The sequence below is a fragment of the Caulobacter sp. NIBR1757 genome, assembly GCF_027912495.1.
In the GTDB taxonomy this organism is placed as follows: Bacteria; Pseudomonadota; Alphaproteobacteria; order Caulobacterales; family Caulobacteraceae; genus Caulobacter.
Map to the genome: position 1 here is coordinate 3,491,740 of NZ_CP115463.1, position 20,167 is coordinate 3,511,906.

Here is a 20,167-nt window from a genome sequence, read left to right on the forward strand (position 1 = left end):
ATGTTGGACGGACAGGGGCGGCGAGAGGTCACGGCCGCCGATCTTCGCAAGGCCGCGCCGCTATCCTTCTGGAGCGAGGCGGCGCTGGAGCGGCTGGCGGCGGCCAGCACCCTGGGCTGGCATGACGCTGACGCCGTGCTGGCCCGGGCCCATGAGCCGGCGACGGAGATGTGGATCGTCGTCGAGGGCTGCCTGGAGGCGGCGATGTTCACCGCCGACGGCGAGCGCTACCTCGCCGACCTGATGACCCCGCCACAGGTGGTGGGGCTGGTGCCGGTGATCGACGACCGGGGCGTGCTGTTCGACACCATCGTGCGGGTGCGGTCCCTGCTGATCCGCGTGCCGGCGGCGGCGATGCGGGCCGAGATGGACGCCGATCCGGCCATTGTGCGGGGGATGCTGGGCCTGATCTGCTTCCGGGCGCGGATGGAGCATGACCGGTCGATGATCAATGTCGTCGACAGCCACAGCGCCCGGGTGGCCAAGGCGATCACCTATCTGGGGCGCCGGGCGCAGCTGCTGGACGGCGCCGAGACGCCGGTGCCGGCGCCGGTGACCTATGAGGACATCTCCGACTTCCTGGGCCTGTCGCAGTCGGCGGTGGTGCGGGTGGTGCGCGACCTGATCGCGGCCCGGGCGGTGAAGAAGCAGTACCGCGGCCTGATCATCGCCGATCCCGCCGCCCTGATGCGCTTCGTCGAGGCGGTCAGCCCGATCCATGCCAACGCCCGGGCCTATCTGGCCCTGTTGCCGAGGGGGTAGGCGACCGGTTCCCCCTCACCGCTGTCATCCTCCGACCGCCCGCAGAGCGGATCGGGGGACCAAGCTGTCTGCGTGAAAACGGCCAGGAGTCTTTCCAGAGCCGCCTTGATGGGGTGGACGACCCCCGGCGGCATCGGTGTGCCAAGATGGGTTGTCTGAACTCATCTCAAGGAGGGCCGTCCGTGGAGCATCCTACGCGCATATTCATCGATACGTCCAAGCAGCTGTTTCAGCTGCACGGTGTGGACGCAGGCGAGAAGGTCGTCATTCGCCGGCAACTTCGGCGGCGGGAGATGATCCCGTTCTTCACCAGGCTGGCGCCGACGGTGATCGGACTGGAAGCCTGTGGAGGTTCACACCACTGGGCGCGGGAGCTGGCGGGGCTTGGCCATCAGGTGATGCTGCTGCCGGCCCAGTATGTGAAGGCCTATCTGAAGCGAGGCAAGAACGACGGTCGCGACGCCGAGGCCGGCTGCGAAGCGATGAGCCGGCCGACGATGAGGCCGGTGCCGGTCAAGACGGTTCAGGAGCAGGCGGTGCTGATGCTGCTGGCGACGCGGGACCGACTGGTGCGAAGCCGCACCCAGCTGACCAACGCCATTCGCGGCCATGCCGCCGAGTTCGGGCTGATCGCTCCGACCGGGCTGGACAAGATCGAGCCGCTGCTGGAGCGCGTCGCCGCCGACCAGGCTTTGCCCGACCTGGCCCGGGACCTGTTCGCGGGTCTTGGCCGCCAGCTCCTCGCCCTGCAGGCGCAGATCGTCGAGATCGACGCCCGGATGGCGGCGCATCATCGGGCCGATCAGACCAGCCGCCGGCTGGCCAGGATCCCCAGCGTCGGGATCGTCGGCGCGGTCATGCTCGCCGCCAAGACCCCGGACCCCAAGGCCTTCCGCTCAGCGCGCGACTTCGCCGCCTGGCTGGGCCTCACGCCCAAGGACCATTCCACTGCCGGCAAGACCCGCCTTGGCGGCATCACCCGGGCCGGCGACGAGGCGCTTCGAGCCGTCCTGGTCTGCGGGGCCATGGCGGTGATCCAGAACGCCAAAGCGGGTCGAGGACAGCCGTGGCCATGGCTCAATCGGCTATTGGCCACAAAGCCGACCAAGCAGGTCGCCGTCGCCCTCGCCAACAAGACCGCCCGCATCGCCTGGCGCCTCATGGTCAGCGGACAGGACTACGATCCCTCTCGCCGCCTCGCCGCGCCTTCCCAACAACCTGCCTAGAGCACGTCAGGTTTTGATTGAATCGCGGATTCCGTTGATTGGCGGATCATGATTCAAGATGCGGACTGGTTGGAGGCCAGGCTGCATGGTTCGACCTTACGATCTGGATCTGCGCGAACGCGTCGTTGCTGCGGTTGTGGCTGGCGAGAGCCGGCGGTCGGCGGCGCGACGGTTCGGGGTCAGTGAGTCCGTTGCGGTGAAGTGGCTGCAGCGGGTGGCTGCGACGGGGTCGGTGAAGCCGGCGAAGATGGGCGGATATCGTCGTCCGGCGCTGGAAGGTCATAGAGACTGGGTGCTGGCGCGGATCGCCGAGAAGGCGGATGTGACGGTGCGAGGGTTGTCGGCGGAGTTGGCCGAGCGGGGCGTGAAGGCGAGCCACTACGCGGTCTGGTCGTTCTTCAAGCGCGAGGGGCTGACCTTCAAAAAAAGCCAGCACGCGGCCGAGCAGGACCGGCCGGACGTGGCTCGCAAGCGGGAGCGGTGGAAGCGCTATCAGAACCGACTTGATCCCAGCCGCCTGGTCTTCATCGACGAGACCTGGGCCAAGACCAACATGACCCGGACCCACGGCCGGTCGGCGCGAGGCCAACGGCTGGTGGCCAAGGTCCCGCACGGGCGTTGGGCCACCCTGACCTTCATCGCCGCCCTGAGATGCGACGCGGTCACCGCGCCTCTGGTCTTCGATGGACCCATCAACGGCCTGGCCTTCCTGGCCTGGGTCGAGCAGGTCCTGATCCCCACCCTCAAGCCCGGCGACGTGGTCATCCTGGACAACCTCGGCAGCCACAAAGGCGAGGACGTGCGTAAAGCCATCCGCAAGGCCGGCGCTCATCTGCTCTTCCTGCCGCCCTACAGTCCTGACCTCAACCCCATCGAGCAGATGTTCTCCAAGCTCAAGACCCTGCTCAAGAAGGCTGACGAACGCACCGTCGAAGGCGTCTGGCGGCGCATCGGCAGCTTGCTCGACTGCTTCAGTCCTGCAGAGTGCTCAAACTACCTTCGGCATGCCGGCTATGCGTACGAAAAAACCTGACATGCTCTAGCCGGCAGGCTCAACCCGTTCCTTGCAAGAGGCAGATGGTGTGATCGATCGATCAAATGGATGGGACACTCCGCGGGACCCAACGGCGTCACAGACCGCTGCCTTGATCGGAACCCATCCCGCGCAAACCATCTTGGCGACGGCCAATATCCAAGGCCGCCAGACCGGACATATGGGCGCAAGCGACTACGATCAGATCAATCCGCGACGACTTGCAGGGTGGGGGTCGTCCACATATGGGTCCCCCGGTCCGCTGTGCGGCCGGAGGATGACAGCGGTGAGGAGGCTAGAACCCGTACAAATCCTTGAACGCCGGGTCGCGCGCCGCGATCTGGCGCGCGCAGTCGACCATCACCTTGGCCTGTTTCCAGGTGGCGTCGTCCTGCATCTTGCCGTCGAGCATGACCACGCCGGTGCCATCCGGCATGGCGTCGAGGATGCGGACGGCGAACTTCACCTCGTCCGGGTCCGGGCTGAAGACGCGCTTGGCGATGTCGATCTGGCTGGGGTGCAGCGACCAGGCGCCGGCGCAGCCCAGCAGGAAGGCGTTGCGGAACTGCTGTTCGCAGGCTTCGGGATCGTCGATGGCGCCGAAGGGGCCGTAGAAGGCCTTGATGCCGTGGGCGGCGCAGGCGTCGACCATCTTCGCGAAGGTGTAGTGCCAGATGTCCTGCTGGGCGGCGATGCGGGCGGCGCCGTCGTCGCGGGGGTCCTCGATGACCTTGTAGAAGGGATGGCCGCCGCCGACGCGGGTGGTCTTCATGCCCCGGCTGGCGGCGAGGTCGGCGGGGCCGAGGCTGATGCCGTGCATGCGGGGCGAAGCGGCGCAGATGACCTCGACGTTGTTCACGCCTTCCGCCGTTTCGAGGATGGCGTGCAGCAGGATGGGCTTCTTGAGGCCGTGGCGGGCCTCGAGGATGGCCAGCAGCTGGTCCATGTAGTGGATGTCCCACGGACCCTCGACCTTGGGGATCATCATCACGTCCAGCCGGTCGCCGACGCCTTCGACGATCTGCGTCACATCGTCGAAGTGCCAGGGGCTGTTGAGGCAGTTGATGCGGGTCCACAGGCCGACGCCGAGGGCGGCGAAGTCGGTCTCGTTGGCCATCTGGATGAAGCCGGCGCGGGCGGCGTCCTTCTGGTCGGCGGGGATGGCGTCTTCCAGGTTGCCGAGGATGACGTCGGCCTGCTTCGCCATGTCCGGAACCTTGGCGCGGACCTTGTCGAGATGCGGCGGCACGAAGTGGATCATCCGCTCGACCCGCACCGGCAGCTCACGCGGCGGCGTCGGGGCGCCGATGGCCAGCGGCTTGAAAAATCCACGCGGCGTCTTCATCGGGCGCTCCTTTGATCTGTCGGTGGTTTGGATTGTGCGGTGCAGCGCGTCAAGAACGGCGAGAGGGGGTAATTGGGGACACGCACCATTTTCCGGTCGCGATGGCGCCGCCGCCGGGTCGGCTGACGGAAAATGGTGCGTGTCCCCAATTACCCGTAGCGGACCTCTCGCGGCGAGCGGCCGGTCCAGCGTTTGAAGGCCCGGGAGAAGGAGGCCGCCTCCGAGAAGCCGACCAGATAGGCCGTCTCGTTGACCGACACCTTGCGGGCCGACAGGTAGTCGATCGCCAGGCGTTGGCGCAGGTCGTCGAGCACCGCCTCGAAGGTGGCGCCCTCGGCCTTGAGGCGGCGGAACAGGGTCTGGCGGCTCATGCCCAGGCCGGCGGCGACCTGTTCCACCCCGACCTCGCCGGTATGCAGGATCGGCAGCAGCAGGGCCTCGACCCGGCCGCGTACGGTGCCGGCGCCTTCCAGGCTGTGCAGCAGCGCCTCGGCCCGATCGCTCAAGGGCCCGAAGGCGAAGCGAGGCAGCAGGGCGACGGGATGGTCGGCCAGGGTCATGTCGAGGCGCACGGCGTTGCAGTCGGCGCCGAAGGTGACCGGGACCTGGAAGATGCGGTCATACTCGGCCGCGTGGACGGGTCGGGGATGGGTGACCTGCACGGCGGTGACGATCGGCCGGGGCAGGAAGCGGCGCGGGCCGACCGCCAGCCGCACGAAGGTGGTCTCGGTCAGCTCGGGAAAGTCGTTCGGACGGGCGCGGTTGTCGACCATCCAGGTCTCGCCGTCCCGCTGGACAATGGAGAACCGCTCCCCCTCCCCCACCCCGTCGACCTCGACGACCAGCCGGCCGAAGCGGTTCAGCTGCAGGAAGGCGTGCATCATCGTCTCGGAGGCGTGGGTGATCAGCCCGACCAGGGACAGTTGCGACATGTCCACCGCCTCGGCGTAGCGCAGGGCCAGGGCGGGATCGCCGGTGGCCAGCTTGCCGGCGGCCATGACCCCCTCGTAGCGGCGCATCGGCAGGCGGGCGTCATGGTCGGCGAGGTCGGCATCGGCCAGTTCGCCCGCCGCCAGCAGGCCGGCCCGGTCGGCGCCGCGCGAGACGGCGTAGTCGATGAGGCCCCGCAGCATGCCGGCCGCCACCGTCGGCCCGCCGGATGGCGGCCTGCAACGGTCGGTCATGAGATTGGCGTCCGGCGTCATGGTCTGGCGGCTCTCCTGCGGCGAGGCTGGACGTCAATCGCCCCGCCTCCAAGTGACAAACAGGAAAGACTTCCCCTCCGTGCTCGAATTGTCTCCGACCGCCCTCGTCCACGTCACCGGCGGCGCCGTCTCGCTGATCGCCGGGCCGATCTCCCTGCTGGCCCCCAAGGGCCGCTGGCTGCACCGCAAGGCCGGGACGGTGTTCTTCGTCGCCATGCTGGTGATGGCCGGGGTCGCCTTCGTGATGGCCAGTCTGAGGGTCGAGAAGGTCAACACCCTGGCCGCGGCGTTCACCCTCTATCTGGTCGCCACAGCCTGGGGCGTGGTGCGGACGCGGCCGGGAACGGTCGGCCGGATCGAGCGCATCGCGCCCTGGGCGGCGGCGCTCGTCGCCGCCGGCGGCCTGACGGTCGGGGCGCTGGTCGCGGCGTTTCCGGGCATGCTCTATGATGGGGATCCGGATTTCTCGGCCTCGCCGGTGCTGTTCCTGGTGTTCGGCGGCCTGGCTGTCATGTCGGCCGGGCTGGACATCTGGACCCTGCGCCGCGGCGGGCTGACCGGGGCGGCGCGGGTGTCGCGTCATCTCTGGCGGATGTGCCTGGCGCTGTTCATCGCCGCCGGGTCGTATTTCCTGGGCCAGGCGGACACGATCCCTGCGTCCCTGCGGGGCGACCACCTCTACCTGCCGCCGCTGCTGGTGCTGGTCGCGCTGGTTTTCTGGATGATCCGTGTACGGATCGGGCCGGGCTACAGGACCGCCTAGCGCTTGCGCCCGAGCGGGTGCTTGCTCTCGACCACGGCGCGCAGGCGGTCGCCGGCCACATGGGTGTAGATCTGGGTGGTGGCGATGTCGCTGTGGCCGAGAAGGGTCTGCACGACCCGCAGGTCGGCGCCGCCTTCCAGCAGATGGGTGGCGAAGGCGTGGCGCAGGACGTGGGGGCTGACCCGCGCCGGATCGATGCCGGCGGCCAGCGCCGCCTCCTCCAGCAGCTGTGAGAACCGCCGGGGGGTCAGCCGGCCGGCCTTGCCGCGCGAGGGAAACAGCCAGGGGCTCTCCTTCACCCCCTTGGGCAGGAAGGCGGCCCGCACCTCCAGCCAGGCCTTCACCGCGCTGCGCGCCGCGCCGTTCAGCGGGGCCAGCCGCTCCTTGCCGCCCTTGCCCTTGACGATCAGATAGGCCGGGTCCCGCGCCAGGGCGGCCAGCGGCAGGGCGACCAGTTCGCTGACCCGAAGGCCGGAGGCGTAGGTCAGCTCGATCAGGCAGGCGAGGCGCAAGCCCTGCCCCCCGTCGCGTTCGGAGGCGGCGGCCAGCAGCCGGTCGACCTCGTCCCGCGTCAGCACCTTGGGCAACGGCCGGCCCTGCTTGGGCGCTTCGACCCGCCGCGAGGGATCGTCCGTCCGCCAGCCCTCGCCGAGCACGAAGCGGTAGAACTGCCGCACCGCCGCCCGCCGCCGGGCCGCGGTCGAAGCCGACAGTCCGCGGTCGGACAGATCGACGAACCAGCCCTCGATGTCCTCCGCCCCGGCGTCGGCGAAGCCCTTGCCGCGCCGGGCCAGGAAGCCGGCGACGTCCTCCAGGTCCTTGCCGTAGGCGGTCAGGGTGTTGCGCGCCGCGCCGCGCTCGGCGGCCATCATCTCGAGGAAGGCTTCGGGCCAGCCGCCTCCCTCCTTCAGGTTGCTCACGGCTGCGCCAGGCCTTCGAAGGCGAAGGCGCGGGCGTCCTCGGTCAGGCCGACCTTTGCGAGCGCCCGGATGAGGGCGGCGCGGTCGTGGGCGGCAAGTCCGGTCTTCGGGGCGTCCTGGGCGATGGCCAGGACGATCAGGGCGGTCTCCCCGACCAGGCCGCGATCGGCGGCCAGCTGCAGAGCGGAAAGCCGGCCAGGAGCGGCGGTCGATTTTCCCGCCCCCGCGAACAGGGCGTCTCTGCCGGCCCCGTCCAGCGGTTCGCCCAGCGCGGCGGCGAAGAGGTCGCCGGGCGGGCCGGCTCGCAACAGGGCGTCGAGACCGGTGACATCGACCGGGGCCGGGCCCGCCGCCGGCGGCGCCAGGGCCAGCCCCAGCCGACGCGACAGCGCCGTCTCCAGGCCGGTGCGAGCCGACGGCGCGCCGGGATCGGCCCGCACCAGCAGGGCGGTCATCAGCCGGCCGAACGTAGCGTCCCGCGCCTTCTCCTGCGCCAGGGTCAGGGTCAGCTGGGCCGCGTCGGCCTGGCCGGCGATGGCCTGGCAGTAGCTGCGCAGACGCAACCAGTAGATCTCGCCGCGACCGACCGTGACGCCCGTCTCGACCAGGCAGGCCCGGTCGTCGTCGCCGGTCAGCAGCGCCGTCTCCGCCGCGACCTCGGCCAGCACCGGCTCGGCGGCCAGATTGGGGATGCGCTCGACCGACGCGTTCGCCGCCACGGGCTCGCCCAGGTTCAACAGCGCCCGGCCTCGCGCCGCCGCCAGCGCGCGATCCTCCCCCGCTCCCTCCGGCGCCTTGGCCCCTGTCGACAGGACCCGCACCGCCAGCGCCCTGGCCGCCGGGCTCAGCGGCCGGGTCCCGAGGGTCGGCATCACCCGCCGCGCCAGCTCGGCCGAGGCGCCCTTCCACAGGTCCGGCCCCAGCCCGGTATCCCGCGCCCCGCCCGAAAACACGTCCGGAGCGGTAAGCGGCGCGACTTCGACGGCCTGGGCATGAACGACAGTGGCCAGCAGGCAAGCGGCCAGGAGGGGCGGAAGCAGCTTCATGCGGGCAGTTTAGCAGGGAAGAGGGGACACATTGAATTTTGCTGGCAAAATTCAATGTGTCCCCGTTTCGCCGCGCGGCAGGCTTGGTGTATCGCCCTTCTTCGTGACCACGCCCCTGCCCTCCCTGCGCACCAGGACCATCGCCCTCGTCGGGCTGATGGGCGTCGGCAAGTCGAGCGTCGGCCGCCGGCTGGCCGCCGCCCTCGACCTGCCGTTCAAGGACGCCGACACCGAGATCGAGGCCGCCGCAGGCCGCACCATCCCCGAGATCTTCCAGGCCTTCGGCGAGGCCGAGTTCCGCGACGGCGAGCGGCGGGTCATCGCCCGGCTACTGGACGAGGGGCCGATGGTGCTGGCCACCGGCGGCGGGGCCTTCATGAACGACCAGACCCGGACGCTGATCCGGGAGAAGGCCCTGTCGGTCTGGCTGAAGGCCGACGTCGAGATCCTCGCCCGTCGGGTCGGCCGCAAGGACAACCGGCCGCTGGTGCAAGGCAAGGACCCGCTGGCCGTGCTGACCGCGCTGGCCGAGGTCCGCTATCCCGTCTACGCCCAGGCCGACATCACCGTCGAGCTGGGCGAGACCCCGCATCAGGAATCGGTCGCCGCCATCCTGCGCGCCCTGGAGGCCCACGCGGCATGAGCATCACCGTTCCCGTCAACCTGGCCGGCCGCGAGTACGACGTCGTCATCGGCCCCGGCCTGATCGGCCAGGCCGGCAGCCATATCGCCCCGCTGCTGAAGCGCGGGCGCACCGCCATCGTCGCCGACGCCACGGTCGCCCAGCTGCACGCCGGCCGCCTGGTCGCCAGCCTCGCCGCCGCCGGTATCGAGACCCAGCTGATCACCATCCCGCCCGGCGAAGCCTCCAAGAGCTTCGAGGGTCTGGCCGATCTCTCCGACCGCCTGCTGGCCCTGGAGCTGGACCGCGGCGACCTGATCGTCGCCTTCGGCGGCGGCGTGGTCGGCGACCTCGCCGGCTTCGCGGCCAGCATCTACAAGCGCGGCATCGACTTCATCCAGATCCCGACCACCCTGCTGGCCCAGGTCGATTCCAGCGTCGGCGGCAAGACCGCCATCGACACCCCGCGCGGCAAGAACCTGATCGGCGCCTTCCATCAGCCGCGCCTGGTGTTGGCCGATCTCGACGTCCTCGCCACCCTGCCGGACCGCGAGATGGCCTGCGGCATGGCCGAGGTCATCAAGTACGGCCTGCTCGGCGACGCCGGCTTCTTCGCCTGGCTGGAGGCCAATTCCGCCGCCGCCATGGCCCGAGACCCCGCCGCCCTGGCCGAGGCCGTCCGCCGCTGCGTCGCCATGAAAGCGCAGATCGTCATCGAGGACGAGAAGGAACAGGGCCAGCGCGCCCTGCTCAACCTCGGCCACACCTTCGGCCACGCCCTGGAAGCCGAGAACGGCTACGGCGAGGCCCTCAAGCACGGCGAGGCGGTCGCCGCCGGCTGCGCCCTCGCCTATCGCTATGCCGCCTCGCAAGGCCTGTGCGCCGAAGCCGACGCCGCCCGCGCCGAGGCCCTGCTGGCCGCCGTCGGCCTGCCCACCCGCCTGGCCCAGGTCGCCGGCCATCCGTTCGACGCCGCCGTTCTGGTCGGCCACATGGCCCAGGACAAGAAGGCGCAAGGCGGGGCCATCACCCTGGTCCTGCCCACCGCCATCGGGGCCTCCCATGTCGCCCGCAACGTCGATACCGGCCCGCTGAGCGACTTCCTGCGCGGCGAAGGGGCCCTATAAAAGAATTTTGCCCGGTCCGGGAACCGGGCGGACCCCCGACCGTTTGGGTTCCTTAAGCGGGGGCTTACGCTACCGCTTGGTAAGGATATGCCCGTGCCTGGCGCGGGTCCGGTTCGGGCGGAGGGGTTGGCATTGATGGTTGATAGCGTCGCGGGTCTCGACGGCCTACGTGTGCTGGTCGTGGAGGACGAAATGCTCGTCTCCATGCTGGTCGAGGACATGCTCACCGAATTTGGCTGCGCCATTGTCGGCCCGGCCCCCGATCTGGACCAGGCCCTGGCCCTGGCCAACGACGCCGAGCTCGACGCCGCCATCCTCGACGTCAATGTCGGCGGCCGCCAGATCTTCCCCGTCGCCGACCTGCTGAAGGCCCGCGGCATCCCCTACGCCTTCGCCTCCGGCTATGGCGAAGCGGGTCTCATCGAGGCCCACCGCGGCGCCCCAGTGCTGCAGAAGCCGTTCCGCCAGGGCGACCTGGAGCGGGTGCTGAAGGAACTGGCGGCGAAGCGCGGCTGACATCCCTCCCCGAATTGGGGAGGGCAGACGCGCGGTTACGCGCGTCGGGTGGGGAAGTCGGTCCTAGACTTTTGCGACCATCCACTGAGAAGACAAACCTGCCGGCGCCAGTGACCCACTGCCCCACCCGGCGCGCAACGCGCGCCTGCCCTCCCCAATTCGGGGAGGGAGGAAGCAAGGTCATTCCCCCGGCGCCACCGCCTTCACCGACAGCGCGTGAACCTGGTCCACCAACTCTTCGGCCAGAACCGCATACACCTGCCGCTGCCGCGCCACCCGGGTCACCCCGGAAAACGCCGCCGACTCGATCTCGACATTGAAATGCGTGCCCCCGCCCTCGCGGTGCCCGGCATGTCCCTGGTGGCGCGCGCTGTCGTCCACCACCTCCAGACGGGAGGGGGCGAAAGCCGAAGTGAGCTTTTCATGGATCACTTTCGATATGGGGTGTGAGTCGGTCATGTTCAATTCTGGAAAAGCCTACCTTGTAGGCCCATACTTCGGGCGATGAGTGGCGCCTTTCAATACCGACCCCGATTTGTCGACATCCGTGTCCGTCCGCCCAAGGAGGGCGAGAAGGAAGCGGAGACCGACGTCAACGCCCTCAAGCCGGGCGAGCGGGCCTGTGATCACGCCGGCTGCCGCACCGCCGCCACCGCCCGCGCCCCGAAATCGCGCCAGATGATGGACCAGCACTACTGGTTCTGTCAGCCGCACGCGGCCGAGTACAACAAGCAGTGGAACTTCTTCGCCGGCATGAGCGACGAGCAGGTCGCCGAGGTTCAGGCCTCGCGCCTGACCGGCGAGCGCCCGACCTGGTCGATGAAGGCGTCCAACCGCAGCCGCGAGGCCCAAGCCGGGACCCGCGATCCCGGCGCCTTCGTCGATCCCTTCAGCCTGTTCGGCAGCGGCACATCACAGGTGCAGGCCAAGCCCCGCGCCGACGGCCGGCTGCTGGGCAAGATGGAACGCGGCGCGCTTGCCGACCTCGACCTCGACGACACCGCCGAGCCCAAGGACATCAAGAAGCGCTACCACGAGCTGCTCAAACGCTGTCACCCCGACAGCAACGGCGGCGACCGCTCGGCCGAACACAAGCTGCAGCGGGTGATCCAGGCGTGGAAGACCCTGAAGAAGGCGAAGCTGGCTTAGGGGCCGGTCCCTGGTTCCTCCCCCTTCGGGGGAGGGGGACCATTGCGCGGCAATGGTGGAGGGGGTCCCCACCGGCGACAGCGGCAGCGTCCCGCGGATTTACCCGCCGACCTGGGCGGCGACCCCCTCCGTCAGCGGCTGCGCCGCTGCCACCTCCCCCGAGGGGGGAGGAACAACGCACCCCTACCCCTGCGGCCGCTCCTCCACATCCTTCAGCCACCACTTCTCGACCGCCCACGCCGCCAGCCAGCAGGCCATCGCCCAGGCCGCCCCGACGCACCAGCCGGCCAGCACGTCGCTCGGCCAATGCACCCCCAGGAACACCCGGCTGACCCCGACCAGCACGGTCAGCACCAGCCCCATGACGATGCCGAACACCTTCACCCGCGTGCGATTGGCGAACCGGGCCATCAGCGCCCCGAAGGTCAGGTAGATCACCGCCGACATCATCGCGTGACCGCTGGGAAAGCTGGTGTGGATGGCCTCGACCAGCCGCCAGGACTCCTCGGGCCGCTCGCGCCCGAACACCCCTTTCAGCGTCTGGCCCAGCGCCGTGCCGCCCATCGCCGCGACCAGCAGCACCAGCGCCTCGCGCCAGCGCCGCAGGCTGAGCAGGAAGCCGACGACCAGCAGCACGAACAGGGTCAGCACCGTCCAGCCGCCCAGCGCCGTGATGTCGCCCACCGCCTCGCGCAGCCAGCGGCCGCCGATCGGCGTGGTCGGATCGCCGTGCACCCGGAACATCAGCAGGATCGTCTGGTCGATCGTCTGGGTCTCGCCCTCGACCACCTCGTCGGCAATGCTGAGAAAGGCCAGCACGCCCAGGCCGAGCCCGAACAGGGCGATGACCGCGCCCAGTTCCGAGCGCGCCGCCCGCACCATCCGCAGCGTCAACCCCGGCCAATGCGCCGGCTGCAACAATTCCTTACGGTTCATGCTTGGAATCCCGTCGAACATCTGTTTGCCGAACGCGCCAAACGCGGTATCGAACCATCGACATGGCCGACCTTATCGACAACCCCACCGCCGCCGATCCCCTGCTGAGCCTGGTTCCGGACAAGCAGGTTTCCGTCCGTGACGTCTTCGGCGTCGATAGCGACATGAAGGTGCCCGCCTTCAGCCATCGCGACAGCCACGTGCCGGACATCGACGAGGCCTACAAGTTCGATCCGATGACCACCCTGGCCATCGTCGCGGGCCTGGCCTACGACCGCCGCGTCATGGTCCAGGGCTATCACGGCACCGGCAAGTCGACCCACATCGAACAGGTCGCCGCCCGCCTCAACTGGCCGCTGGTCCGGGTCAACCTCGACAGCCACGTCAGCCGCATCGATCTCGTCGGCAAGGACGCCATCGTCCTGAAGGACGGCAAGCAGATCACCGAATTCCGCGAAGGCATCCTGCCCTGGTGCCTGCAGCGCCCGATGGCGCTGGTCTTCGACGAATACGACGCCGGCCGCCCGGACGTGATGTTCGTCATCCAGCGGGTGCTGGAAGCCGGCGGCAAGCTGACCCTGCTCGACCAGAACAAGGTCATTCGCGCCAACCCCTACTTCCGCCTGTTCTCGACGACCAACACCATTGGTCTGGGCGACACCACGGGCCTCTACCACGGCACCCAGCAGATCAATCAGGGTCAGATGGACCGCTGGTCGATCGTCACCACGCTCAACTACCTCGACCACGACGTCGAGGCCGAGATCGTGCTGGCCAAGAACCCCTCCTACGCCAATGCCGAAGGCCGCCGCACCCTGGCCGCCATGGTCCGCGTCGCCGACATGACCCGCAACGCCTTCATGAACGGCGACATCTCGACCGTCATGAGCCCCCGCACCGTCATCACCTGGGCCCAGAACGCCGAGATCTTCGGCGGCGACATCGGCCTGGCCTTCCGGATGACCTTCCTCAACAAGTGCGACGAGCTGGAACGGCCGACGGTGGCGGAGTTCTACCAGCGGGCGTTCGGCGAGGATCTGCCGGAGAGTGCGGCGCGGGTGAAGGTGGCGTAGGGGCTCTTAGCTAAGCAAAGATAGCTTGGCGAAGACGGATTACGGTCGGGCGCCGATGTGTTCCGCATTTGTGAGCACGGCGAGAGAAATTCCAAACTCTCCCGACCGGAATCTTTGACGGTCGTTGCCAATCGCGACGAGTTTGTCTTTCAAGTTCGCGACGGCGCCAACGCCAAAGATTGGCAGGATAGAAGTGGCGAATCTCATCGATTCCGCCCTAGCAAAAATTTCAAACGGTCGAAATCTACGCTCGGCCCAAACACTCGTTACTGGATACCAACTCGACCTACCAGATTCGTCATTTATACTACTTTTAATATACAATAGAAAATCCGCCTCCATGGCACGATCGAATGATATGTTATGCGCCGAGTAGTGCTCTTTCATAAGATCGGCCTGAACGCTCATTCTTCTCAGACCAAGTCGTTGATTTCTGTATTCGTTCAACGACGCCAGATAATTTCGAAATCCTTCGTAGCCCTCGATACGCCCCTCCGACGATGGACCGATATTTAACATGAACGGATAATTTACTATAGCCTCAGTCAGATCAAATCTGCCCTCTTGAACAGACACGGCGACAACGGACACTAAAAGAAGATGCGCGTTAAATTTGAAGGCATCGTAATCGGCTGTCCGCCAAGAAGTGACTTCTGGAGCAGGGTACATAAACCGCCCAATTCGCTCCAGCAGAGCTACCACCTCAAGAAAATTTTCTTTTTGTGGAGACCTCGCGGCAGCGATCGCAAGTTCCTCAATCTGCCTGATATATGGAGTCGCTGCCTGTATGGCCTCCACTATCAAATCGTCGATTTCCACTCCCGGCCGTTGAACAATCGCCAGCTTCGCGTATTCGCGGACAAAAACATCAGCGTAATCCCGAACGGCTGATAGAGCTGTACTTGCACCGGAACGCAACAAATTTTCCGCACGTCGAAACGCTGATTCTGTTTCGAGCTTTACGCTGTTCTCATCCAGATAATGCGGTGGCGCTCCGATTTCGGGCTTCACATGTACCGGCTTACCGACTATCCATCGAAGCAATTTATCATATTCATCTTCAAATCGTGTGTCTGAAGACAGGTCAAAATATATTCTTCCGCGATAATAAACGGGAAGATATGGCTTTCCGGCTTCGTCAAGTTCCGAAACTACGGCAACATATTTGTCTTGCATCGACTTGCCGTACAGCTCCGGTGAAATAATTTGAGCCTCAGTTCCGACGCCGCCCTCGCGATTATCAGCCTTCTGCGAGTATTTATGGTCACAAATCATGATGACCTTGGTGACACCCTCGTCTGTCACCATCTGCTCCATGAATTTTACGGAGTCGTGACCCGGCTTTAAGTCCCACTTATCCATAATAATGTCGACGCCGTCCTGCCGGAGGCGGGTCGCCAGCTGAAGCACCCAATCTTCGTGCACAGGAGATGTCCATGCGTACGATATGAAGGCTTTCACAGGCTCCATCTTATCCTCATTCGTTACCGCGACGTCGCTGGTAGGACTAGCTAGACATGAGCTGCGGCTAGTGCAAGTTCGGGTTGAGATCTATCGACGGGTTGTGGAGCGGGGTTGTGGAGCGACGGAAGTAGGGACACACACCTATATCCCGCCGAGCTGAGATAGATCACGCCACCCTCGGCCTGATCCCCGCCAGCGCGCGTCACCGCCCTGTCAGCTCGTAACCTCAAACGTATCCGTCCACCCAAACCCGTTCCCATAATCCAGAACCGACACCACCGTCGGGTCCAGCCTGAAGAGGGCCATCGGGCCGGCGGTCTCCGGCAGGACGTAGTCTGTCATCCCCGGGAACTTGGCCATCATCAGCTGGCCGATGTGGGTAACCTCCTCGGGCGCGGTCACGGGGGTGGCGCGGGCCGCCATGGACAGGCCCCGGATGGTCGACCACTCCCCATAGGGCAGGGTGACGGTCGCCGAGACGCGCGGGTCGGCCGCCAGGTTGCGGGCCTTCTGCGAGCCGGCCCCGGTGCCGAAATAGACGGTCAGGCCATCGCTCGCATAGCTGACGACGGTGGCCTGTGGCCAGCCGTCGGGGCGCAGGGTGGCGAGACTGATATCCAGGCCGGCGGCCAGGATATCGACGACCGACTGACGCTGTTCAGGACGCATCGGACTTCCTCCTTGGGCTGGAGAAAGGCTAGCCGCGACCGCCCGGGCCGGCCTTGATCTGGCTCAAGATCGCACACGGCCCGACTGGCTCATCCAGCCCGTCGATGCTATCTTCCTTGCCTCCTCGAGGAAGATCACGATGGCCATCAACATCAAGGACCCGGCCACGGAAGGCGTCGTCCGGGAACTGGCGACAGCGACGGGCGCCACCATCACCGACGCCATTCGCGCCGCCGCCCAGGCCGCGCTGGACGCCGTGAAGGCCGAACGGCAAGCCGACCGCGCCGAGCGGCTCAGCGCGGTCCAGGCCCTGATGGCCGACGTCGCCGGAATGCCGGTCGCCGACCCCCGGCCCATCGCGGTGATCCGCAAGGAGCTGTCGGGCGGCCTGTGACCATCGTCGTCGACAGCTCGGCCCTGATCGCCATCCTGTTTTCCGAGCCGGAAGGGGCGGCCTTCGCGCGCCTCCTTATCGACGCCGACGAGGTGGCGGTTTCGGCCGTGACCCTCCACGAGACCCGGCTGGTCTATGCCAAGCGCCTTGTTTCCGCCGACCAGACAAAGCTCGACGAGCTTCTGAGCCTCTTTCGCGCCAGCATCCGGCCGTTCGATGAGGAACAGTCCGACATTGCCTTCAAGGCCTTCACCCGCTTCGGCCAGGGCCGCTATGGCCTGAACCTCTGCGACTGCGCCTCCTACGCCCTGGCCAGGTCCCTCGGCGCGTCCCTGCTCTTCAAGGGCCAGGACTTTGCCCGCACCGACATTGCGCCGGCCGCCGACCGCCATGTGTAACAACTACGCCAACCACATCCCCATCGACGAGATCTTCGAGATCTTCAGCGAGAGCCGCTTCCCGCTGCGCTTCCCCTCCGGCCCACCCAACCTCGAGCCCAACGACGACATCCGCCCGACCGACGCCGCGCCGGTGATCCTGCCCCAGGGCGACCACGCCACCCTGGTCCGCCTCAAATGGGGTCTCCTGCCCAGCCAGCCCAAGCGGCCGCCGGTGATCAACATGCGTTCGGAGGGCCGGCGGTTCGAGCAGGGCCGCTGCCTGGTCCCCGCCTCGTCCTTCTTCGAGTTCACCGGCGACAAATACCCCAAGACCCGCTGGCGCTTCACCCGCGCCGACGGCGACTGGTTCTGCTTCGCGGGCTACCAGAACGGCCCAAACATTGGGGACGGAGACGACGCCCGCTTCAGCCTGCTGACCGTCGATCCCGGCCCCGACATCGCCCCGACGCACGACCGCCAGCCTGTCGTCCTGGGCCGCGCCGACTGGGACCGCTGGCTGGCCGGCGAGGCGGGCCTGCTGAACCCCTCCCCGGCCGGGACCTGGGTGATCGCGGAAGCCCCGCGGCCGGCGAAGGGATCGCTGCTCTAGGCAAGATGAATATGTCTAGACATAGGGATTTCGGGCGGCGTTCCAGCCCTGCCGAACGGATCTGAAACCCGGTGGTTTTCGGGTAGGTCCGGGTGGTCCCCGGGGTAGGAACAGGTAGGCGAATTGTGGGACTCGCACCGCGCCTGGTGTAGGTTTAAGTCGTTGAAATTAAAACGTATTTCCTCGTCGCCCCGTGCTATACTGGACGCCTTCGACAACACCTCGCGCCGAAGCCCTAGTTCCGGAACAGCTGCAGGATCAGGTTGGGCTGCTGGTTGGCGATGCTCAGCGCCTGGATGGCCAGCTGCTGCTTGACCTGCAGGGCCTGGAAGCGGGCGCTTTCCTTGGCGAGGTCGGCGTCGACCAGCCGGCCGATGGAGGCTTCCAGCGTGTCCTGCAGCTTGCTGATGAAGTTGGCGTGGGTGTCCAGCGCCTTGGACCCGGTGCCCAGCTTGGCCACCGCCCCGTTCACCCCCTTGAGGGCGTTGTCGAGGTTGGTCAGGTCGGCGGCGGTCACCGTCGTCAGGTCGGCCAGGGTGCCGCTGAGCAGCCCGCCCGTGGTCGACAGGTCGACGTGGTCGACGTTGATGCTGTCTGTCGCCGCCGCGTTGGCCAGGGCGCGGACGTTGCCCGAGCTGCCCGACGAGATCAGGCTGACGCCGTTGAAGGCGGCGTTGGAGGCGGTCAGGTCGATCTGTTTGCGCAGGGCCACATAGTCGGCGCTGATCGCGGCCCGGTCGCTGGCGTTGAGCGAGGGGTCGGAGGCCGCCAGCATCTTCTCCTTCATCTGGCTGAGGAGATCGCTGATGGTTTCGCCGCCGCTGATCGCCACATCGACGATCGACTGGCCCCGCTGCAGCGAGCCGGTCACGGCATTGAGGGATTTCATCTCGGCCCGCTGGCCCTGGGCGATCACCCAGGTGGCGGGGTCGTCCTTGACCGACGAGATCTTCAGGCCGGTGCTGATGCGGCGGGTCACCTCGGAGAGCTCGCGGTTGACGGCCCCCAGGTTCTGCAGCGCGATCATCGCGCCGACATTGGTGTTGATACTCAGCATGGCCGGCCCGTTCTGGAGTCCGCGTGAGCGGAAGGGCCTTTTGCCCCGTCCCGAGGGTTAGCCCGAAATGGGTTAGGGGACTGTGAACGGCCAGAACAGCGAGATGAGCAACGGCGCGACGAGCAGGATGATCACCGACAGCGGCGCCCCCAGCCGGGCGTAGTCGCCGAACCGGTAGCCGCCCGGCCCCATGACCAGGGTGTTGCACTGGTGGCCGACGGGGGTGAGGAAGTCGCAGCCGGCCCCGACGGCGACGGCCATCAGGAAGGGGTCGGGGCTGAGGCCCAGCTGCTTGGCCAGGCCCATGCCGATCGGGGCGACGATCAGCACGGTGGCGGCGTTGTTGAGGAAGGGGGTGGCGATCATGGCCACGGCCATCATGGCGGTCAGGGTGACCAGCGGCGGCATGCCATGGAAGGCGCCCGACAGGGCGGCGGCGATCAGGTCGGCCCCGCCGCTCCGGGAGATGCTGTCGCTGACCGGGATCAGGGCGGCGACGAGGATCAGCACCGGGGCGTCGAGGGCGGCGTAGGCCTCGCGCATGCGCAGGGCTCCGACGGCGACGACGAGGACGGCGGCGATGAAGAAGCCCGCCGCAACGGGCAGCAGGCCGGTGGCGACGACGACCATGGCGCCGACGAGGATCACGGCCGGGGCGATGGCGTGGCGGATGCCGCCCAGCCGCACCTCCCGCTCGGCCAGCGGCAGCAGGCCCAGCGCCTTCAGGGCCTCGGGGAGGGATTGCTCGCTGCCCTGCAGGACCAGGATGTCGCCGCTCTTCAGCCGGGTCGAGGACAGCGGCCCGCGCATCCGGTAGCCGCTGCGGCTGACGCCGATCAGGTTGACGCCATGGGCCTCGTGCAGGGCGAAGCTCTTGGCGCTTTCCCCGACCAGGTCGCTATTGGCGCCGATCACCGCCTCGACGACGCGGACCTCGTCGGTCGGCTCGGCCAGGGCGACCGGCCGGTCGGTGAGCGACATCTTCAGCCCGGCCCGGACGATCAGCTCGTTCAGCTCCTGCTCCTCGCCCTCGAGCAGCAGGGTGTCGCCGGCCAGGATCTTGCGGTTGGGGTGCGGGGCGCTGATCCGTTTGTGGTTGCGCAGGATGGCGACCACCTGGTTGGAGCCGTCGCCGAACTTCCGGATGTCGCCGACGCGGCTGCTCTTCCAGTCCCATCCGGCCGGCACCTCGACCTCGGTCATGTAGGCGTTGGCGGCCAGGGCGGCGTCGACGCTGATGCTGGCCTTGCGGTCCTTGGGCAGCAGCCGGTAGGCGAAGGTCAGGTAGAGGATGGCGATGACGGTCAGGATGCCGCCGACCGGGAAGTAGTCGAACATCCCGAACGGCGTGCCGGTCGCCTCGCCCCGCACCTCGGCGACGATGATGTTGGGCGAGGTGCCGACCAGCACGGCCAGGCCGCCGACCAGGCTGGCGAAGCTCATCGGCATCAGCACCCGGCTGGCCGGGGTGTTGGTCCGCCTGGCGATCTGCAGGGCGGTCGGCATCATCAGGGCCAGGGCCCCGACGTTCTTGCTGAGCATGGAGAGGATGGCGGTGGCGGTGGCGAACACCGGCACCTGGCTCTTCTCGGATTTCAGGCGCGGGACCAGCGGGGCCAGGATGGTGTCGACCAGCCCCGACCGCGCCACCGCGGCGCTGAGCACCAGGGCGCTGGCGATGATGATGACGATGTCGTTGGAGACCCCGTCGAAGGCGCTCTTGATCGGAATGACGCCGATGGCGATGCCGACCGCCAGGGCCCCCAGCGCCACGAGGTCATATCGCCATCGCCCCCAGATGAAGACGATCACCGTCAGTCCGACCAGGCCGAACGACAGCGCCTGCTGCAAAGTCATGTAAAGCGCCCCA

General features: G+C 67.4%; 22 protein-coding genes. 12 read left to right on the plus strand and 10 right to left on the minus strand.

Features of this window, described 5'->3' with window-relative positions; translation table 11 throughout:
* The 3 genes from O5I81_RS16900 (at position 1) to O5I81_RS16910 (ending at position 3,021) form a co-directional block, all read left to right on the plus strand.
* Complete coding sequence (locus tag O5I81_RS16900) at positions 1-762, plus strand: Crp/Fnr family transcriptional regulator (RefSeq protein ID WP_271066030.1); 762 nt, start codon at positions 1-3, stop codon at positions 760-762.
* Positions 763-944: 182 nt separating this feature from the next.
* The gene (locus O5I81_RS16905; protein ID WP_271066031.1) at positions 945-1,988 is read left to right on the plus strand and encodes an IS110 family transposase; all 1,044 of its coding nucleotides are present in this window, start codon (positions 945-947) and stop codon (positions 1,986-1,988) included.
* Positions 1,989-2,073: 85 nt separating this feature from the next.
* The gene (locus O5I81_RS16910; RefSeq protein ID WP_271066032.1) at positions 2,074-3,021 is read left to right on the plus strand and encodes an IS630 family transposase; all 948 of its coding nucleotides are present in this window, start codon (positions 2,074-2,076) and stop codon (positions 3,019-3,021) included.
* A gap of 295 nt (positions 3,022-3,316) precedes the next feature.
* Here the strand turns inward: O5I81_RS16910 and O5I81_RS16915 are convergent, their stop codons facing one another.
* Together O5I81_RS16915 and O5I81_RS16920 are read right to left on the minus strand one after the other, a co-directional pair.
* A complete protein-coding gene (locus O5I81_RS16915; protein WP_271066033.1) occupies positions 3,317-4,366 on the minus strand; it encodes a CoA ester lyase in 1,050 nt (349 codons plus the stop codon).
* Positions 4,367-4,515: 149 nt separating this feature from the next.
* Entirely contained in the window at positions 4,516-5,571 is a 1,056-nt protein-coding gene (locus O5I81_RS16920) for an AraC family transcriptional regulator (RefSeq protein ID WP_271066034.1), read from the minus strand.
* 79 nt (positions 5,572-5,650) lie between these two features.
* On the opposite strand from O5I81_RS16920, the gene O5I81_RS16925 reads away from it, so the two are divergent.
* Complete coding sequence (locus tag O5I81_RS16925; protein ID WP_271066035.1) at positions 5,651-6,334, plus strand: DUF2306 domain-containing protein; 684 nt, start codon at positions 5,651-5,653, stop codon at positions 6,332-6,334.
* Here O5I81_RS16925 and O5I81_RS16930 read toward each other — a convergent pair.
* On the minus strand, positions 6,331-7,245 hold the full coding sequence (locus tag O5I81_RS16930) for a site-specific tyrosine recombinase XerD (RefSeq protein WP_271069047.1): 915 nt from the start codon (positions 7,243-7,245) through the stop codon (positions 6,331-6,333). The genes O5I81_RS16925 and O5I81_RS16930 overlap by 4 nt on opposite strands.
* A gap of 5 nt (positions 7,246-7,250) precedes the next feature.
* Positions 7,251-8,300 carry a hypothetical protein gene (locus O5I81_RS16935; RefSeq protein WP_271066036.1) on the minus strand — a complete coding sequence of 350 codons (1,050 nt, stop codon included), beginning with the start codon at positions 8,298-8,300 and terminating at the stop codon, positions 7,251-7,253.
* Positions 8,301-8,457: 157 nt separating this feature from the next.
* On the opposite strand from O5I81_RS16935, the gene O5I81_RS16940 reads away from it, so the two are divergent.
* From O5I81_RS16940 to O5I81_RS16950, 3 genes are all read left to right on the plus strand, one after another.
* Positions 8,458-8,943 (plus strand): shikimate kinase, encoded by a 486-nt coding sequence (locus O5I81_RS16940; protein WP_348637295.1) that lies wholly within the window; start codon positions 8,458-8,460, stop codon positions 8,941-8,943.
* On the plus strand, positions 8,940-10,049 hold the full coding sequence (aroB, locus tag O5I81_RS16945; protein ID WP_271066037.1) for a 3-dehydroquinate synthase: 1,110 nt from the start codon (positions 8,940-8,942) through the stop codon (positions 10,047-10,049). Before O5I81_RS16940 ends, aroB begins: the two co-directional genes overlap by 4 nt.
* Before the next feature lie 135 nt (positions 10,050-10,184).
* A complete protein-coding gene (locus O5I81_RS16950; protein WP_271066038.1) occupies positions 10,185-10,565 on the plus strand; it encodes a response regulator in 381 nt (126 codons plus the stop codon).
* Positions 10,566-10,745: 180 nt separating this feature from the next.
* On the opposite strand, the gene O5I81_RS16955 is transcribed toward O5I81_RS16950, so the two are convergent.
* Positions 10,746-11,024, minus strand: a complete 279-nt coding sequence (locus tag O5I81_RS16955; RefSeq protein ID WP_271066039.1) for a BolA family protein — start codon at positions 11,022-11,024, stop codon at positions 10,746-10,748.
* A 45-nt stretch (positions 11,025-11,069) separates the two neighbouring features.
* Between O5I81_RS16955 and O5I81_RS16960 the strand changes: the two genes are divergently transcribed.
* Positions 11,070-11,714 carry a J domain-containing protein gene (locus tag O5I81_RS16960; RefSeq protein ID WP_271066040.1) on the plus strand — a complete coding sequence of 215 codons (645 nt, stop codon included), beginning with the start codon at positions 11,070-11,072 and terminating at the stop codon, positions 11,712-11,714.
* A 183-nt stretch (positions 11,715-11,897) separates the two neighbouring features.
* On the opposite strand, the gene O5I81_RS16965 is transcribed toward O5I81_RS16960, so the two are convergent.
* Entirely contained in the window at positions 11,898-12,650 is a 753-nt protein-coding gene (locus O5I81_RS16965) for a phosphatase PAP2 family protein (protein ID WP_271066041.1), read from the minus strand.
* A 62-nt stretch (positions 12,651-12,712) separates the two neighbouring features.
* Between O5I81_RS16965 and cobS the strand changes: the two genes are divergently transcribed.
* Positions 12,713-13,723, plus strand: coding sequence for a cobaltochelatase subunit CobS (gene cobS / locus O5I81_RS16970; protein WP_271066042.1), 1,011 nt, complete (start codon positions 12,713-12,715; stop codon positions 13,721-13,723).
* 39 nt (positions 13,724-13,762) lie between these two features.
* On the opposite strand, the gene O5I81_RS16975 is transcribed toward cobS, so the two are convergent.
* Both O5I81_RS16975 and O5I81_RS16980 read right to left on the minus strand, forming a co-directional pair.
* Positions 13,763-15,193, minus strand: coding sequence for an SEFIR domain-containing protein (locus tag O5I81_RS16975; RefSeq protein ID WP_271066043.1), 1,431 nt, complete (start codon positions 15,191-15,193; stop codon positions 13,763-13,765).
* Between the two features lie 207 nt (positions 15,194-15,400).
* Positions 15,401-15,856, minus strand: coding sequence for a pyridoxamine 5'-phosphate oxidase family protein (locus O5I81_RS16980; protein ID WP_271066044.1), 456 nt, complete (start codon positions 15,854-15,856; stop codon positions 15,401-15,403).
* Positions 15,857-15,995: 139 nt separating this feature from the next.
* Here O5I81_RS16980 and O5I81_RS16985 point away from each other — a divergent pair, with 139 nt between their 5' ends.
* Genes O5I81_RS16985 through O5I81_RS16995 form a run of 3 tightly spaced genes read left to right on the plus strand, consistent with a single transcriptional unit; the run spans position 15,996 to position 17,240 of the window.
* Positions 15,996-16,250, plus strand: coding sequence for a type II toxin-antitoxin system VapB family antitoxin (locus O5I81_RS16985; RefSeq protein WP_271066045.1), 255 nt, complete (start codon positions 15,996-15,998; stop codon positions 16,248-16,250).
* Positions 16,247-16,648 (plus strand): type II toxin-antitoxin system VapC family toxin, encoded by a 402-nt coding sequence (locus O5I81_RS16990; protein ID WP_271066046.1) that lies wholly within the window; start codon positions 16,247-16,249, stop codon positions 16,646-16,648. Before O5I81_RS16985 ends, O5I81_RS16990 begins: the two co-directional genes overlap by 4 nt.
* On the plus strand, positions 16,641-17,240 hold the full coding sequence (locus tag O5I81_RS16995; RefSeq protein ID WP_271066047.1) for an SOS response-associated peptidase: 600 nt from the start codon (positions 16,641-16,643) through the stop codon (positions 17,238-17,240). Before O5I81_RS16990 ends, O5I81_RS16995 begins: the two co-directional genes overlap by 8 nt.
* Positions 17,241-17,475: 235 nt before the next feature.
* Here the strand turns inward: O5I81_RS16995 and O5I81_RS17000 are convergent, their stop codons facing one another.
* Together O5I81_RS17000 and O5I81_RS17005 are read right to left on the minus strand one after the other, a co-directional pair.
* Positions 17,476-18,297: a flagellin gene (locus O5I81_RS17000; RefSeq protein ID WP_271066048.1), complete on the minus strand. Its 822-nt coding sequence runs from the start codon at positions 18,295-18,297 to the stop codon at positions 17,476-17,478.
* A gap of 72 nt (positions 18,298-18,369) precedes the next feature.
* On the minus strand, positions 18,370-20,154 hold the full coding sequence (locus tag O5I81_RS17005) for an SLC13 family permease (protein WP_271066049.1): 1,785 nt from the start codon (positions 20,152-20,154) through the stop codon (positions 18,370-18,372).
* Positions 20,155-20,167: the final 13 nt, after the last annotated feature.